Origin of the sequence: Allostigmatella hybrida (assembly GCF_020103775.1) — a bacterium.
GTDB lineage: Bacteria > Myxococcota > Myxococcia > Myxococcales > Myxococcaceae > Hyalangium > Hyalangium aurantiaca.
Window position 1 is genome coordinate 1009245 of record NZ_JAHXBH010000001.1, and the last position, 14831, is coordinate 1024075.

At 70.7% G+C, this 14831-nt stretch carries 11 protein-coding genes; 2 read left to right on the plus strand and 9 right to left on the minus strand.

Going from position 1 to position 14831, the window contains the following annotated elements; all coding sequences use genetic code 11:
• Positions 1 to 2: 2 nt before the first annotated feature.
• The 7 genes from KY661_RS04070 to KY661_RS04100 form a co-directional block, all read right to left on the minus strand.
• Complete coding sequence (locus KY661_RS04070) at positions 3 to 3281, minus strand: TAT-variant-translocated molybdopterin oxidoreductase (protein WP_225409184.1); 3279 nt, start codon at positions 3279 to 3281, stop codon at positions 3 to 5.
• Entirely contained in the window at positions 3278 to 3940 is a 663-nt protein-coding gene (locus tag KY661_RS04075) for a cytochrome c3 family protein (RefSeq protein WP_075007415.1), read from the minus strand. The genes KY661_RS04070 and KY661_RS04075 overlap by 4 nt, the downstream gene beginning before the upstream one ends.
• A 418-nt stretch (positions 3941 to 4358) precedes the next feature.
• Complete coding sequence (locus KY661_RS04080; RefSeq protein ID WP_225408927.1) at positions 4359 to 4715, minus strand: HNH endonuclease; 357 nt, start codon at positions 4713 to 4715, stop codon at positions 4359 to 4361.
• Positions 4716 to 4719: 4 nt separating this feature from the next.
• Positions 4720 to 5370, minus strand: a complete 651-nt coding sequence (gene pdeM, locus KY661_RS04085) for a ligase-associated DNA damage response endonuclease PdeM (protein WP_225408928.1) — start codon at positions 5368 to 5370, stop codon at positions 4720 to 4722.
• Positions 5340 to 7904: a ligase-associated DNA damage response DEXH box helicase gene (locus KY661_RS04090; RefSeq protein WP_398577133.1), complete on the minus strand. Its 2565-nt coding sequence runs from the start codon at positions 7902 to 7904 to the stop codon at positions 5340 to 5342. The genes pdeM and KY661_RS04090 overlap by 31 nt, the downstream gene beginning before the upstream one ends.
• The gene (locus KY661_RS04095) at positions 7822 to 9417 is read right to left on the minus strand and encodes an ATP-dependent DNA ligase (protein ID WP_225408930.1); all 1596 of its coding nucleotides are present in this window, start codon (positions 9415 to 9417) and stop codon (positions 7822 to 7824) included. Before KY661_RS04095 ends, KY661_RS04090 begins: the two co-directional genes overlap by 83 nt.
• A gap of 1 nt (position 9418) precedes the next feature.
• A complete protein-coding gene (locus tag KY661_RS04100) occupies positions 9419 to 10441 on the minus strand; it encodes a ligase-associated DNA damage response exonuclease (protein WP_317987213.1) in 1023 nt (340 codons plus the stop codon).
• A gap of 266 nt (positions 10442 to 10707) precedes the next feature.
• Between KY661_RS04100 and KY661_RS04105 the strand changes: the two genes are divergently transcribed.
• Positions 10708 to 12207, plus strand: a complete 1500-nt coding sequence (locus KY661_RS04105; protein ID WP_225409185.1) for an anthranilate synthase component I family protein — start codon at positions 10708 to 10710, stop codon at positions 12205 to 12207.
• Entirely contained in the window at positions 12204 to 12767 is a 564-nt protein-coding gene (locus tag KY661_RS04110; RefSeq protein WP_225408932.1) for an anthranilate synthase component II, read from the plus strand. Before KY661_RS04105 ends, KY661_RS04110 begins: the two co-directional genes overlap by 4 nt.
• Before the next feature lie 52 nt (positions 12768 to 12819).
• On the opposite strand, the gene trpA is transcribed toward KY661_RS04110, so the two are convergent.
• Positions 12820 to 13611: a tryptophan synthase subunit alpha gene (trpA, locus tag KY661_RS04115; protein WP_225408933.1), complete on the minus strand. Its 792-nt coding sequence runs from the start codon at positions 13609 to 13611 to the stop codon at positions 12820 to 12822.
• Entirely contained in the window at positions 13608 to 14822 is a 1215-nt protein-coding gene (gene trpB / locus KY661_RS04120) for a tryptophan synthase subunit beta (protein ID WP_075007423.1), read from the minus strand. The genes trpA and trpB overlap by 4 nt, the downstream gene beginning before the upstream one ends.
• Between the last annotated feature and the right edge of the window lie 9 nt (positions 14823 to 14831).

Here is a 14831-nt window from a genome sequence, read left to right on the forward strand (position 1 = left end):
GATCAGTGCTCTCCTTCGTGGGCCTTGGGAGCTTGGGCCAGGGCGGGATTCGGGTTGCGCAGCCGCACGAGGTGCACCGTGCGCGGGAGGGTGCCGAGCTCGTACAGCAGCTTGTAGCTGCGGTCATCCTTGTGGAGCTGGCTGACGCGGGAGTTCGGATCGTGCAGCGAGCCAAAGGTGATGGCCTGGGTGGGGCACGTCTGCTGGCAGGCGGTCTGCAGCTCGCCGTCGGCGATGGGCCGCTTCTCCACGCGCGCGTTGATGCGCACGCGCTCGATGCGCTGGACGCAGTAGGTGCACTTCTCCATGACGCCGCGGTTGCGCACCGTGACGTCCGGGTTCATCAGCATCTTCTGCGTGGGCGTCTTGCCCTGCGTGTAGTGCAGGTAGTTGAACCGGCGGACCTTGTACGGGCAGTTGTTGGCGCAGTACCGCGTGCCGATGCAGCGGTTGTACACCATGTCGTTGAGGCCCTCGTCCGAGTGGACGGTGGCGTTCACCGGGCAGACGTACTCGCAGGGCGCCTTCTCGCAGTGCACGCAGGTGACCGGCTGGTGGATCATCTGCGGGTCGGCATCCGGGTCGGCCTTGTTGGCGTAGCCGTCCGTGTGGATGCCGGTGCCGCTGAAGTAGCGGTCCACGCGCAGCCAGTGCATCTCGCGGCTGCGGCTCACCTGCTCCTTGCCCACCACGGGCACGTTGTTCTCGGCCTGGCAGGCCACCACGCACGCGGAGCACCCGGTGCAGCGCGCCAGGTCGATGGCCATGCCCCACTTGTAGTCGTTGTACTCGAAGGCGCCGAGGTTGTTGAACTCGCTCTTCGGGTCGTCCAGGTTGCCGCGGGTGCGGGCCAGGGCCGCCTTCACGTCGTGGCTGGACTTCGCGCGGTACTCCTCCGCGGTGAAGTCGAGCGCCACCGGGCGCTTGGCCATGCTCCAGTGCTGCTGGGTGGAGATGAGCCGGTAGGTCTTCCGGGTCTTGGTGAGCGTGGCGCCCGCGTCGAACCAGGGCGCCTCGATGCTGCGCAGCACGTTGGCATTGAAGCCCACGTTCTGTGCCACCGTCTCGTGCATGCCCGTGCGGCCGTAGCCCAGGGGCAGCGTCACCGAGCCGTCGGCGTGGCCGGGGAGGATCCACACGGGCACCTCCAGCGTGCGGCCGCGCGAGGACAGCTCCACCACGTCACCGGTCACCAGGTTGTTGTCGGCGGCCGTCTTGGGGCTGATGAGCGCCGGGTTGTCCCACACCAGGCGGGTGACGGGATCCGGCAGCTCCTGCAGCCAGGTGAGGTTGCCGAACCGGCCGTCGTAGACCTTGTAGTCCGTGACGAAGTTCAGCTCGACCTGGTTGGCCTGGGTGCCCGCCTGGGGCGCGGCATAGGCGCTGACGAGCGAGGCGACGCCCTGGGGGTCGGCCGTGACGCTCACCGGGGTGGCGGTGGTGTTGGGCACGATGCCCACGGAGACGGCCGTCTCCCACTGGCTGTCGAAGTCCCCGTTGGGGGCGAGGTTCTGCCCCATCCAGTGCTCGCGCAGCATCTGGTGCGCGGGGCGGTAGGGCTCGTCCAGGAAGTACGCGAGCAGCTCGGACTCGGGCACGCCATTGTAGATGGGCTGGATGAGCGGCTGGGCGATGGCCACCGTGCCCTCTTCGGCGCGGCCGTCGCTCCACGTCTCGAGCTGGTGCGCCGCGGGGATGAACCAGTCGGTGACCGCGGCGGTCTCGTCCTCGAAGAGCGAGGTGTAGATGACCGACAGCTTCGAGCGCTGCTCGGCGTTGGTGGCCGGGTTGAGCACCTCGGCCAGGCCCGCGTCCCCGGGCAGCGAGTACACCGGGTTGTAGGCGGTGATGACGAGCGTGTCGACGCGGCCCGCCTTGATGTCCGCCACCAGCTCGCGGATGCCCGCGAGGCCCGTGTGCTCCGCGGACACCGGCACGTAGTTGACCGTCTTGCCGATGTTGCCCAGCGCGGCGTTGAGCGCGTGCGCCAGGGCGTGCACCGCGGCCGGCTGGCGCTCACCCACCACCACCACGGAGCGGCCCGCGGCGGCGCGCAGGTCGCCGGCGACGGCGTTGATCCACTTCTGGGCGCTCTCGCTCCACTGCACGGGCACCTTGGCGGCGGCCGCGGCGGCGGCAGGCGCGTTGAGCACCTGGCCGATGGCGCCCGCCAGGGAGAGGATCTCCGAGGACTTCAGGCGCAGGCGGTGGTCCGCCATGCCGCCGGTGATGGAGTAGCGCGCCTCGGCCACGTACAGGCGGTTGAGCCGGTCGATGTTGTCGCGGCGGCTGGCGAACTGGCGCGTGTAGGCGAAGTTGGCCGGGTGCGCGGCGAGGAAGTCGGCATCCAGCGAGAGGATGACGTCCGCCTGGGCGAAGTCGTACACCGCGTTGAGTGGCTGGCCGAACACCGCCTGGGTGCCCTCGGTGGAGCCGGTCTTCCCCGTGGGCGCGTAGCTGTAGAAGCGCGCGCTGGGCAGCTTGCGCTGGATGCGCTCGCGCAGCCCCACCATCAGGGGCGAGTTGAGGGGCTCGGTGAGGAAGCGGATGCCGGCGCCGCCGTCGGTGGCCGCCTTGTTCACGCGGGCGGAGATGGTCTCGGCCAGGGTGCGCAGGGCGCGCGGGGACTTGCCCTGGCGCAGGACGCGGGCGCGCTGCGGGTCATAGAGCGCCAGCAGGAACGACTGCTCGAAGGGGCTCGCCGCGCCCTGGTTGACCGGGTGCTGGGGGTTGCCCTCGACCTTGACGGGCCGGCCCTCACGCGCCGTGACGAGCAGGCCGGAGGTGTAGCCGGCGAACGTCATGCCCGAGGCGTAGTGCAGCGGGTTGCCGGGCTTCATCTCCGGCGGCGTCTTGGTGAAGGGGACGATGCGCTCGTCCGGGGGGCGGGTGGTGCAGGCCGAGGCGCCCGCCAGTGCCAGCGAGGCGCCGATGAGCTGCATGAACTCGCGGCGGGCCACGCCGGTGGGGGGCAGGTCCGCGCCCGCGGGGAACTCGGGGCCCGTCGTCTCGGTGAACTCGGGCAGCCCGAGCCGCTCCTCGAGGCTGCGCCAGTAGGTGCGGCCGTAGCCGCCCTCGGAGGCAACGCCCATGGCGGCCGCGTGCTCGAGCGCCTCGCCGATTTCATCGCCGTGCGAGTGGCCGTGCTCGTGGCCCTCGTGGTCGTGGTCATGGCCTTCGTGGCCATGGGCCTCGGCGCGGGCGGCCTGGCTGGAGACCACCGGCAGCGCGAAGGAGGAGGGGATGTCCTGCGCCGGAGCGCCGTCGTGCTTGGGGTTCATCGGTGGCATGTGGAGCAGCTCGTGCGCGAGTGAACTTCGTATTCCTTGGCCAGCGTCTCACCGAGGGCGGCAGCCTCTTTCGGGTCCGCGGGCGGGGTCCAGGTCATGCTGGTGATGTACTCGGCCGGCCGCAGGTGCGGCTTCGGGTCCCGGTGACAGTCCAGACACCAGGCCATGGTGAGGGTGGAGGCCTGGTGGATGGCGGCCATCTGGTCCACGCGGCCGTGGCACGTGGCGCAGCCCACGCCCTTGTTCACGTGGATGGCGTGGTTGAAGTAGACGAAGTCCGGCAGGTTGTGCACGCGCACCCAGGGGATGGGCTGGTCGGCGAAGTAGGCCTTGCGCACCTCGGTGAGGTACGGGCTCTTGTTCCAGATCTGCGCGTGGCAGGACATGCACACGGTGGTGGACGGGATGCCCGCCGACGGGGCGCTCTCCACCGTCCAGTGGCAGTACCGGCAGTCGATCTGCTCGTCACCCGCGTGGTGGCGGTGGTCGAACTCGATCGGCTGTTCGATGGGCTGATTCTGGTTGGTGACGTGCGGGGAGCGCGCGTAGGCCAAGAGTCCGCCGATGGAGAGGGCGGGGACTGCGAACAGGCCCGCGACGGACAGCCGCGACACCGTGTTCGTCCAGCGAGGGAAAAGAGGGCCGCTCATACCAGGACCTGGGGATAGCTGTGGACTGCGGTGGAACACAACGGAAGGGAAGAGGCGCCTTGCCAGCGGGGTTCTGCTCGGTGCGGGAGGCTCATGTGTCTCATCTCGTCGAGGCAGTCAGGGCGACGCGCGGGGCGTGCACGGGCATGGAGAACACGATCAAAGTCGACGACTGAAATCCCAAGAGATGCCGCGGGCGGGGACCCTCTTTCATTTCCCGTTCCAACGCGGCGCGCGACCATCGACCAACAACTCCTGACTGTCAATCTTCTTTCGTTAAGGCCATGACCTGGCGCGCCGGGATACCACGGCGCCGCCCGCGAGGTGCGCCAATCCGGCCTCAGCCGATGACGTTCTCTTCTGGCAATCGGAAGGGGGGTTGAATGAGGACTGGATCAGGCCTGTTACAACCGGTGGCTCAGTCCGCGTCCGGCTCGCGCCAGCGCTCGCGGCGCCGGGCCTGGAGCCGGGCCACCAGCTCCTGCGCGCGGGCGTCCTTGAGGTAGCGCGGGTCGTGGCGGCTGCCCTTGCCCTGATTACACCGGGCGCACGCCAGGCCCAGGTTCTCCAGCGCGTCGGTGCCGCCGTGGGTCCGGGGGATGATGTGCTCGATGGTGGCCCGGCTGATGGGCTCGCCCTGGAGGCTCACCATCAGGTGGGCATTGCAGTGCAAGCACTTGCCCAGCCACACCTCGTGCTCCCGGAACCCGGTGCGCTCGAAGGTGGCGTCGGTGGCGATGATGCCCAGGACGCGGCGGCGCTTGGTGGCGCTCATCGCCTCAAACCTCCACCACCGTTTCTTCTGCGATGGCGAAGATGCGCTCTCCGGCCCGGCGGGACACATTCAGCCCGCCGGTGAAGGCGCTGAAGGCAGGAAGTATGCCCAGGGTGGGGCCCACGTGAAAGCACGGCAGGCGCAGCCGGTCCGCCCCCGAGGACAGCCGGACCACCGGGTGGAGGTGCCCCGCCCAGAGGTAGCGCCCGGCGACGGGCTCCGGGTGGTGGGCGAAGCGGAAGGGGCCCTCGTCCAGGTGTTCCTCGCGGACCTCCAGGCGCCAGGAGGCCGGGAGCGCGGAGAGGTGCCGGTCGTGGTTGCCCCGGATGAGCACCATCTCCACGTCGTGGAGGGCGCGCCACTGGGCGATGCGCTCCACCACGGCCGGAGTGACTCCTCCCTTGGAGTGGATGAGGTCTCCCACGAGCAGCAGCCGGCGCGCCCCCGTGGTCCGCAGGGCCTGGGACAGGCGCGCCAGGTCATCCTCCAGCACCCCGAGGGGCAGGGGAATTCCGAACTGCTGGAAGCTCTCCGGCTTGCCCCAGTGCAGGTCCGCCACGGCGAGCAGGCCCCCCTCGGGCCAGGACAGGCCCCGCTCGGGGAGCAGCTCCACCGGGGTGCCGCTCACGCGGACCTGGCATCGTCGCGTTGCCATCGCTCCTTGAGGCGCGTCACCCGCTCCAGCAGGGACTCGCTGGAGAGGCTCGCGCTGATGCGTTCAACCACGAGCGGGAATCCCAGCGGCGTGGGCCGCCGCACGGGCACGAACTCCAGGGTGGAGCGCTCCAGGCGCTCCAGGGTGGCGGTGAGCCGGTTCTGCTCGAACTGCTGCTCCAGCACTTCGCGCCGGGCCTGGACCAGGAGCAGGTTGTCCGGGTCGTACTTCGAGAACACATCATATAAGAGCGAGGCGCTGGCTTGAACTTGGCGCGTGGACTTGCGCGCCCCGGGCAGCCCCGGCAGGACGAGCCCCGCCACGCGCGCCACGTCCCGGAACTGCCGCCGTGCCAGCTCGCTCAGGTTGACGCTCTCCAGGATGTCCTCCACCAGCCGCTCGCGGGTGAAGAGGGCCGGGCGCAGCGCCTCCTCGAAGGGGAAGTCCTCCGGCGTGAGGAACTCGATGCCGTAGTCGTTCACCGAGAGGCTGAAGGTGGCCTTCCGCATCCGGGTGAAGCGCAGCGCCAGGAGGGCCGCCAGCCCCTCGTGTACCAGCCTCCCTTCAAAAGGATAGAGGAAGAGGTGGTGCCCATCCCGCGTCTGGCACGTCTCCGCCAGGCAGGTGCCCTCGCCGGGGATGCGCGAGAGCCGGGCTTGCGCCTCCAGCACCGGCCAGGCCGCCGCGAACTCCTCGGCCGTGACATCCCCGTACCGGGCGGCGTTCAACGTGCGGCGCACCGCCGCGGCCAGCGAGCCCGAGAGGGGCAGGCGGCTGCCACCCCAGCGCGGCGTCTGTGTGGCCTTGGCCTTCGCGGGCTTCACATAGGCCGTCATGTCCTTGAAGCGGCTGAACTCCAGGCGCTTGCCCGCGAAGAGGAAGACATCCCCCGGGCGCAGGCGGCTGATGTAGGACTCCTCCACGCTGCCCAGCCGCCCGCCGCTCCAGTAGCTCAGCTGCACCGTGGCGTCCGAGGCGATGGTTCCGATGTTGAGCCGGTGCAGCCGGGCGATGCGCGCGTCCGCCACCCCGAAGCGGCCCTCGTGCTCCACCACCCGGCGGAACTCCGGGTAGGCCTTGAGCGTCGGGCCGCCCTCGCGCACGAGCGCCAGCGTCCACTCGAACTCCTCGTCCGTGAGGTGGGCGTAGCTGGCGGCCTCGCGGACCTCGGCCCGCATCGCCTCCCGGGTGAAGCCGCCGCCCAGGGCACAGGTGACGAGGTGCTGGGCCAGCACGTCCAGGGGCTTGCTCAGGGGCACGCGGGCTTCCACCTCCCCCTGTTCGAGCGCCTGGCGCGCGGCGGCCATCTCCACCAGCTCCAGCGCGTGCGTGGGGACGAAGAGCAGCCGGCACGTCTCCCCCGGCCGGTGGCCGCTGCGGCCCGCGCGCTGGAGCGAGCGGGCGATGCCCTTGGGGCTGCCCACCTGCACCACTCGCTCCACCGGACCGAAGTCCACCCCCAGGTCCAGCGAGGAGGTGCACACCACGAGTCGCACCGAGCCGTCCTTGAGGCCACCCTCCACCCGCTCCCGCTCCTCCCGGTCGATGGAGCCATGGTGCAGGGCGAGCACGGGCTCGAACTCGGGCCGGGCGAAGCGCAGGCCCTCGAACCAGCGCTCCGCCTGGGAGCGCGTGTTGGTGAAGAGCAGCGTGGAGCGGGCCGGGTCCAGCCACGCCGCCACCTTCTCCAGCATGGAGAAGCCCAGGTGGCCCGCCCATGGAAAGCCGTCCACCTGGTCCGGCAGCAGGGTGCTCACCTCGATGGGCCGCTCCAGGTCGGCGCTCAATAAGGTGGGCACCGTCTGCGTGCCCACCACGGCGCGGGCTGCCTGCTCCAGGTTGGCGAGCGTGGCGGAGAGCGCCCAGGTGCGCACGCCCGGGGCGAAGCGGCGCAGGCGCGCCAGGGCCAGCTCCATCTGCGTGCCGCGCTTGCTGCTCAGCAGCTCGTGCCACTCGTCGGCGATGACGGCGCGCAGGGAGGAGAACAGCTCGGCGGAGCGCTCGTTGGACAGCAGTACCGAGAGCGACTCTGGCGTGGTGATGAGCACCTCGGGCAGCCGCTGGCGCTGGCGCTGGCGCACCGAGGAGGAAGTGTCCCCCGTGCGGCTCTCCACATCAATGTCCGCGCCGAGCGCCATCAGCGGTGCGCGCAGCGCCAGCTCCACGTCCCGGGACACAGCGCGCAGCGGGGTGACATAGAGAATCTGGAGCCCCTTCTGGCCCCGCTCCGCGACGTCGGCCAGGGGCCCGATATAGGCGGCGTAGGTCTTCCCGGCGCCCGTGGGGACGTGGATGAGGCCGCTCTCGCCCCGGGCGTAGGCCGCCCAGGCCTGCTCCTGGAAGGGGTATGGGGTCCACCCGCGCTCCCGGAACCAGGCACGGAGCGGGTCAAGCGGGGGCCCTGCGTTCGCCGGCAGGGGCTTGGGTGGCGGGGCCCGGACACTTCGCCGCTTAGTGCTGGGCATGCAGCAGGTCCTTGAGGCGGTCCAGGGAGTCCGCGTCCTGGGGCTTCTTGTCCAGGCGCCAGCGGGCAATGCGCGGGAAGCGCAGGGCCACGCCCGACTTGTGCCGGGGCGAGGCGGCGATGCCCTCGAAGTGCAGCTCGAATACCTGCTCGGGCGCCACGGAGCGCACCGGGCCGAACTTCTCCTGGGTGTGGGCGCGGATCCACCGGTCCAGCTTGGAGATCTCCTGGTCCGAGAGCCCCGAGTACGCCTTGGCCACCGGCAGCAGGTCCTCGCCGTTCCACACCGCGAAGGTGTAGTCCGTGTAGAGCGAGGCCCGCCGGCCGTGCCCCGGGTGCGCGTACAGGAGCACCGCGTCCACGGTGAACGGATCGATCTTCCACTTCCACCAGTCCCCGCGCTTGCGCCCGTGCTGGTAGGTGGACTCCATGCGCTTGAGCATGAAGCCCTCGACGTTGCGCTCGCGGGACTCGTGCCGCAGCTCCGCCAGGGCCTCCCAGGATTCCGGCGACACCGCGGGCGACACGGTGAAGCCCGGCTTGTCCTTCAGCAAGGCCACCAGCCGCGCGCGGCGCTCCCGCAGGGGCTTGCCGCGCAGGTCCTCGCCCCCCTCCTCCAGCAAGTCATAGGCGATGAAGGCCGCGGGGGCCTCGGCCAGCACCTTGGCGGTCAGCTTCTGCCGGCCGATGCGCCGCTGGAGCCGGCTGAAGGGCAGGGGCTTGCCCTCCTCGTAGGCCAGCACCTCTCCGTCCAGTACCACCCCGTCCGGCAGGGCCGCCGCGGCCTCGGTGATTTCCGGGAAGCGCCCGGTGATGAGCTCCTCGCCCCGGCTCCACAGGTACACCTGCCCGTGGCGCCGGATGAGCTGGCCGCGGATGCCATCCCACTTCCACTCGATGAGCCAGTCCGCGGGCTCCCCCAGCGCCTCCACGGGCTGCTCCAGCGGGGAGGCGAGATAGAAAGGATACGGGCGGGAGACATCGCCGTCCGAGACATCGGGCGAGAGGAGCTGCTCGAAGAAAGTGCGCGTGGGCGCCCACGTCCCCATCAGCCGGTGCGACACGGTGGCCGGGGGCAGCCCCGCGACCTGGGCCACGGCGCGCACCACCAGCGTGTCCGACACGCCCACCCGCAGCTCGCCCGTGAGCAGCTTGTTGAGCAGGAACAGCTCCCGCCGGGGCAGCGTGTGCCACCAGGAGAGAACCTGCTCGCGCTGCTCGGGGACCTCCAGCTCCTTCAAGGGCAGGAGCCGCTTCTCCAGCCACCACGACAGGGGCATCTCCTCGGGGGCGGGGGGGCGCTCGTACTGGTCGAGCAGCAGCGCGATGACCTCCGCCAGGTCGCCCACGGAGGCGTACACCTCGTCGAAGAGCCAGTCGGGCGTGCCCGTCAGCTCCTGCGTCCACTGGGCCAGGAGCTTGGAGGTCAGCAGCCGCTTCAGGCGCCGGCCCGTGAGGAAGTACAGCCCCCAGGCCGCATCCTGGGGCGGTGCCTCCCGGAAGTAGCGCACCATGGCCTCCACCTTGGCGTTGGTGGAGGTGGTGGCGTCCAGCGCCTCGTACAGGTCCGCGAGCCGTCGCACGTCAGTCCTCCGCCTCGCCCTCGAAGGGGGTGGCCAGGGGGGCCGCATCCAGCCCCTGCTCGCGCAGGTAGCGCGCGAGCGGATCGCTGAACCCATGGGTGGCGAGCACCCGCGCGGCCTGGGTGTCCTTCACCGTCCGCAACAGCTCGGGCCAGTCCGCATGGTCCGAGAGCACGAAGCCCCGGTCGAACCCGCGCCGCCGCCGGTTGCCGCGCACGCGCATCCACCCCGAGGCGAACGCCGTGGCGGAGTCCCCGAAGCGCCGCATCCACGTCGAGCCCCCCGCACTGGGCGGGGCGAGCACGAGCGCGCCCGTGAACGAGGCCCCCTTCTCCGTCTCGGACACGAGCTGCGTGGGCACCATCCTCACGCCCGCCTCGCGGTAGCACGCCACGAGCCCGTTCACGGCGCCATGCACCAGCACGGGCCGGTCCGTCAGCCGGGAGAGCTCCCCGAGGATGCGCTGCGCCTTGCCCAGCGCGTAGCAGAACAGCACCGAGGCGCGCCCTGCCTCGCGGTTGCCATCCCACCAGCGAAGGATGTCCTCGGCCACCAGCCGCGGGTCATCCCAACGGTAGATGGGCAGGCCAAACGTCGCCTCGGTGATGAAGGTGTCGCAGCGCACCACCTCGAACGGGGTACACGTCGGGTCCGGCGTGCGCTTGTAGTCCCCGGAGACGATCCACACCTCGCCCCGGTGCTCGATGCGGATCTGCGCGCTGCCCAGCACGTGCCCCGCCGGGTGGAAGCTCACGGTGGTCTCCCCCACGGTGAGCCGCTCGCCGTACTCCAGCGTGGCCAGCTCCGTGTTCGCCCCCAGCCGCTTGTGCAGAAGCCCCTGGCCCGCCCGGGCCGCCAGGTAGCGCTGGCTGCCTCCGCGCGCGTGGTCCCCGTGCGCATGGGTGATGAGGGCCCGCTCCACGGGCCGCCAGGGATCGATGTGGAAGTTGCCCGGGGGGCAGAACAAGCCCTGAGGCGTCACCGAGACCAGCGGCGGTCTGTCCTGGAACGGGTAGGTGCCCACGCGTCCAATTTGGTAACGGCCGCCCGGCCCGGCGGCGGGAAGGGACGGGGCCGAAGTGCCCGCCGCCTCCAGGCCCGGCCAGGCAGCCAACCCCTCTCCCCGCGTCTTGCACGCCCAGTCAATCCAAGGGGGTAGGAGAAACAGGGTGATGGTGGGAATGGATATTTTCGATGAAAACGGACCTGGCCCTTGGCACCGCGCAGCGCTCGGGGGACACTGGGGCGGACCCTGCCAGGATGTTCACAGCCAGGGGGGAAACGATGACGATGAACGCAGAAGAGCGGAAGGCGGCGTACCGCCAGCGCGCGGAGAAGGGCGAGGCGGTCCCCGTCTCGGTGGAGATTCCTGCGGATCTCGACACGCCGTTGTCGGTCTATCTGAAGCTGGGGTTGGGCGCAGGGCAGCGGGGCTTCGTGCTCGAGTCGTGCCACGGCGGAGAGAGCTTTGGCCGCTACAGCCACGTGGGCACCGCGCCCGCGGGTCGCGTCCGGCTCGACCGGGGCGGGGCTACGCTGTGGCGTGGGGACCGGCAGGAGCGCCGCGACGGCAAGCCGCTGGACGTGCTCCGCACGCTCTGGAAGGAGCTGGCGGTGGCGTCGTTGCCCGGCGAGGCGCCGTTCCTCGGCGGGCTCGTAGGCTACATGGGCTACAACTGCATGTCCTGGTTCGAGCGCCACATCCCGGACCGGCACCCGAACGACTTGTCGTTCCCGGACTCCGAGTGGCTCCTGTGCGAGGAGTTCGTCACCCACGACTCGCGCAGCCAGTCGCTGCGGCCCACGGTGATTGCCCGGCCGTCGATGTTCGGCAGCGTGGCCCAGGCGCTGAAGGACGCGGAGGAGCGCGCGGAGGCCCTGGCCGAGCGCCTGCGCCGGCCGCTGCCGCCGGAGGCCTATACGCCGGCCCCGAAGATGCGCGGCGAGCCCGAGATGGTGGTCCACTGGGACCGCGCCGGGTACGAGGCCGCCGTGGAGCGCGTGAAGGAGTACATCCGCGCGGGCGACTGCATGCAGGTGGTGCTGGCGCGGCGGTTCGAGTCTCCGGGCGCGCCGCCGCCCTTGAGCCTCTACCGGGCGCTGCGGCGGGTGAACCCCTCGCCGTACCTGTTCCTGGTGGAGCTGGGCGAGGCGCGCGCGCTGGTGGGCGCCTCCCCCGAGCTGCTGGTGCAGGTGCGCGATGGGGACGTGGTGGTGCGCCCCATCGCGGGCACGCGGCGCCGGGGCAACAACGAGGCCGAGGACCAGGCGCTGGAGAAGGAGCTGCTCGCCGACGAGAAGGAGCGCGCCGAGCACACCATGCTCGTGGACCTGGGGCGCAACGACGTGGGCCGCGTGGCGGCTCCGGGCTCCGTGAAGGTCGAGGATCTGATGATCATCGAGCGCTACAGCCACGTGATGCACATCGTCTCGCAGGTGCGCGGCAAGCTGGGCAAGGGCTTCGACGCCCTGGATGCGCTGGCGTGCACGTTCCCGGCGGGCACGGTGTCGGGGGCGCCGAAGATCCGCGCGATGCAGATCATCGACGAGCTGGAGCCGATGCGCCGCGGGCCGTACTCGGGCGCGGTGGGCTACCTGAGCTTCTGCGGCACGCTGGATGTGGCCATCGCGCTGCGGACGTTCTTCGTGGACGGAGACCGCACGTTCTGGACCGCGGGCGCGGGCCTGGTGGCGGACTCGGTGCCCCGGCTGGAGGCGGATGAGACGGAGGCCAAGGCGCGCGCGCTCGGCGCGGCACTGAAGCTGGCCCGTGAGGGAGGTGGACGGTGATTCTCGTCATCGACAACTACGACTCGTTTACCTTCAACCTCGTGCAGCTCTTGTACACGCTGGGCGCCGAGGTGAGGGTGGAGCGCAACGACGAGATCGACGCCGCGGGCGTGGCGGCCTCGGGCGCCTCGCACGTGGTGGTGTCGCCGGGCCCCTGCACGCCGTATGAGGCGGGGGTGAGCATGGCGGCCATCCGCGACGCGAAGGTGCCCGTGTTCGGCGTCTGCCTGGGGCACCAGTCCATCGGCGCGGTGTTCGGGGGCAAGGTGATCCGGGCCCCGGAGCCCATCCACGGCAAGACATCGCCGGTGAAGCACGAGGGCACGGGCCTGTTCACGGGGATGAAGCAGGGCTTCCAGGCGGGGCGCTACCACTCGCTGGTGGTGGAGGCCTCGTCGCTGCCCGGGGAGCTCCAAGCCACGGCGTGGACGCCGGACGGGCTCATCATGGGCCTGCGGCACAAGACGCGGCCGGTGGTGGGCGTGCAGTTCCATCCGGAGAGCGTGCTCACGCCGGATGGGCCGACGCTGGTGAAGAACTTCCTGGAAGGCCGTTACTGAGAGGCTGACGGGCGCTCCCGTGGGAGCGCCCGTGGCCCGGCGCTGAAGCCCGTTACCGCTTCAGTCCGCGCTTGATCTCCGCGCAGAGCTGGCGCGCTGCCGCAGGGCCGTCCGCGTGCGCCGCGCGCACGAGGGCGCTGCCCACCACCACGCCATCCGCGTGCGCGCCAATCGCGCGCGCCTGCTCGGCGGTGGAGATGCCGAACCCTGCCGTGATGGGCACTGGCGAGGCCCGTTTCACCAACTCGAGCCGCGAGGAGAGGTCCGCGGGCAGCTCGGCGCGCATGCCCGTCACGCCCGCCACGGACACGCAGTAGACGAAGCCCCGGGCATCCCGGGCGATCGCCTCGGCCCGCGCCGGAGGGGTGGTCGGCGCGCACAGGGGGATGAGGTCCATGCCCGCCGCGTCGAAGGCCGCGCGAATCCCCTTGCTCTCCTCGGGAGGCAAGTCCGGGAGGATGGTCCCGGAGATACCCTTCTCACGGGCCAGCTTCGCGTACGTCTCCTCGCCCATCGCCATCACCACGTTGATGTACGTCATCACCACGAGCGGTGTCTCGGGGCAGCGCCTGCGCACTTCGGGCACCACCTCGTTCAGCACGCGCTTCAGCGAGGCTCCCGCCTTCAGCGCCCGATCCGAGGCCGCCTGGATGACAGGCCCGTCCGCGATGGGATCGCTGAACGCCACGCCAAGCTCCAAGATGTCCGCGCCGCCTTCCACCATCGCCGCGAAGACGTCCACCGAGCGGGCCAGGTCCGGATCTCCCGCCATGGCGTACGCCACCAGTGCGCCTTCGCCCCGTGCCTTCGCCCTCGCGAAGGCCGCCGCGATCTCTCCACTCATGACTTGTTCCCCGTGATGGCCGCGGGGATGCCCCGGGCCGCGATGGTGGCCACGTCCTTGTCGCCGCGGCCCGAGCAGTTGATGACCAGGTGCTTGCCCTTGCCCAGCTCCCGCGCCAGCTCCGCGCCCCGCGCGAACGCGTGCGAGGTCTCCAGCGCCGGCAGGATGCCCTCGGAGCGCGACACCTCGTAGAAGGCCTGCAGCGCCTCGTCGTCCGTCGCCGTGCGGATCTCCATGCGCCCCGTCTTCACCAGGTAGGCCAGCTCCGGGCCCACGCCCGGGTAGTCCAGACCGGCGGAGATGGAGTGGGCCTCCTGAATCTGTCCGTTCTCGTCCTGCAGCACCAGCGACCGCGAGCCGTGGAGCACGCCCTCGGTGCCCAGCGTCAGCGACGCGCCGTGCTGCTTGGTGTTCAGGCCATGGCCGCCCGCCTCGACGCCCACCAGCCGCACCTGCTTGTCCCCGACGAACGGCTGGAGCACGCCGATGGCGTTCGAGCCGCCACCCACGCACGCGATGATGGCATCCGGCAGTTGGCCGAAGAGCGCGTGGGACTGCTTGCGCACCTCGTGGCCGATGATGGATTGGAAGTCCCGGACGATGGTGGGGTAGGGGTGCGGCCCCGCCGCGCTGCCGATGACGTAGTGCGTGTCCTGCACCTGGGAGACCCAGGTGCGCATCGCCTCGTTCATCGCGTCCTTCAGCGTCTTCGAGCCCAGCTCCACCGGGCGCACCGTGGCGCCCAGCGCGCGCATGCGGAAGACGTTGAGCGCCTGGCGCTCCACGTCCAGCGCGCCCATGTACACCTCGCACGGCAGGCCGAAGAGCGCGCACGCCGTCGCCGTGGCCACGCCGTGCTGGCCTGCGCCCGTCTCCGCGATGATGCGCTTCTTGCCCATGCGCCGCGCCAGCAGCACCTGGCCGATGGTGTTGTTGATTTTGTGCGCGCCCGTGTGCGCCAGGTCCTCGCGCTTGAGCCACACCTGGGCGCCGCCCCAGGCCTCGGTGAGCCGGTACGCAGGCGTCAGCGGCGTCTCCCGGCCCACGAACTCCTTGAGGACCTGGGCCACCTGCTTGCCAAAGGACGGGTCGGCCTGGGCCGCGGCGTAGGCGGCCTCCAGCTCCAGCAGGGCCGGGACGAGCGTCTCCGGCACATAGCGGCCTCCGAAGGGACCAAAGCGGCCAACGGTTGCGGAAGTCTCGATGCTCATGGTGTTACT

Coding starts and splice junctions, on each gene's coding strand:
- KY661_RS04070 (WP_225409184.1), bottom strand. CDS start 3,281: ATGAACCCCAAGCACGACGGCGCTCCGGCGCAGGACATCCCCTCCTCC.
- KY661_RS04075 (WP_075007415.1), bottom strand. CDS start 3,940: ATGAGCGGCCCTCTTTTCCCTCGCTGGACGAACACGGTGTCGCGGCTG.
- KY661_RS04080 (WP_225408927.1), bottom strand. CDS start 4,715: ATGAGCGCCACCAAGCGCCGCCGCGTCCTGGGCATCATCGCCACCGAC.
- pdeM (WP_225408928.1), bottom strand. CDS start 5,370: ATGGCAACGCGACGATGCCAGGTCCGCGTGAGCGGCACCCCGGTGGAG.
- KY661_RS04105 (WP_225409185.1), top strand. CDS start 10,708: ATGAACGCAGAAGAGCGGAAGGCGGCGTACCGCCAGCGCGCGGAGAAG.
- trpA (WP_225408933.1), bottom strand. CDS start 13,611: ATGAGTGGAGAGATCGCGGCGGCCTTCGCGAGGGCGAAGGCACGGGGC.
- trpB (WP_075007423.1), bottom strand. CDS start 14,822: ATGAGCATCGAGACTTCCGCAACCGTTGGCCGCTTTGGTCCCTTCGGA.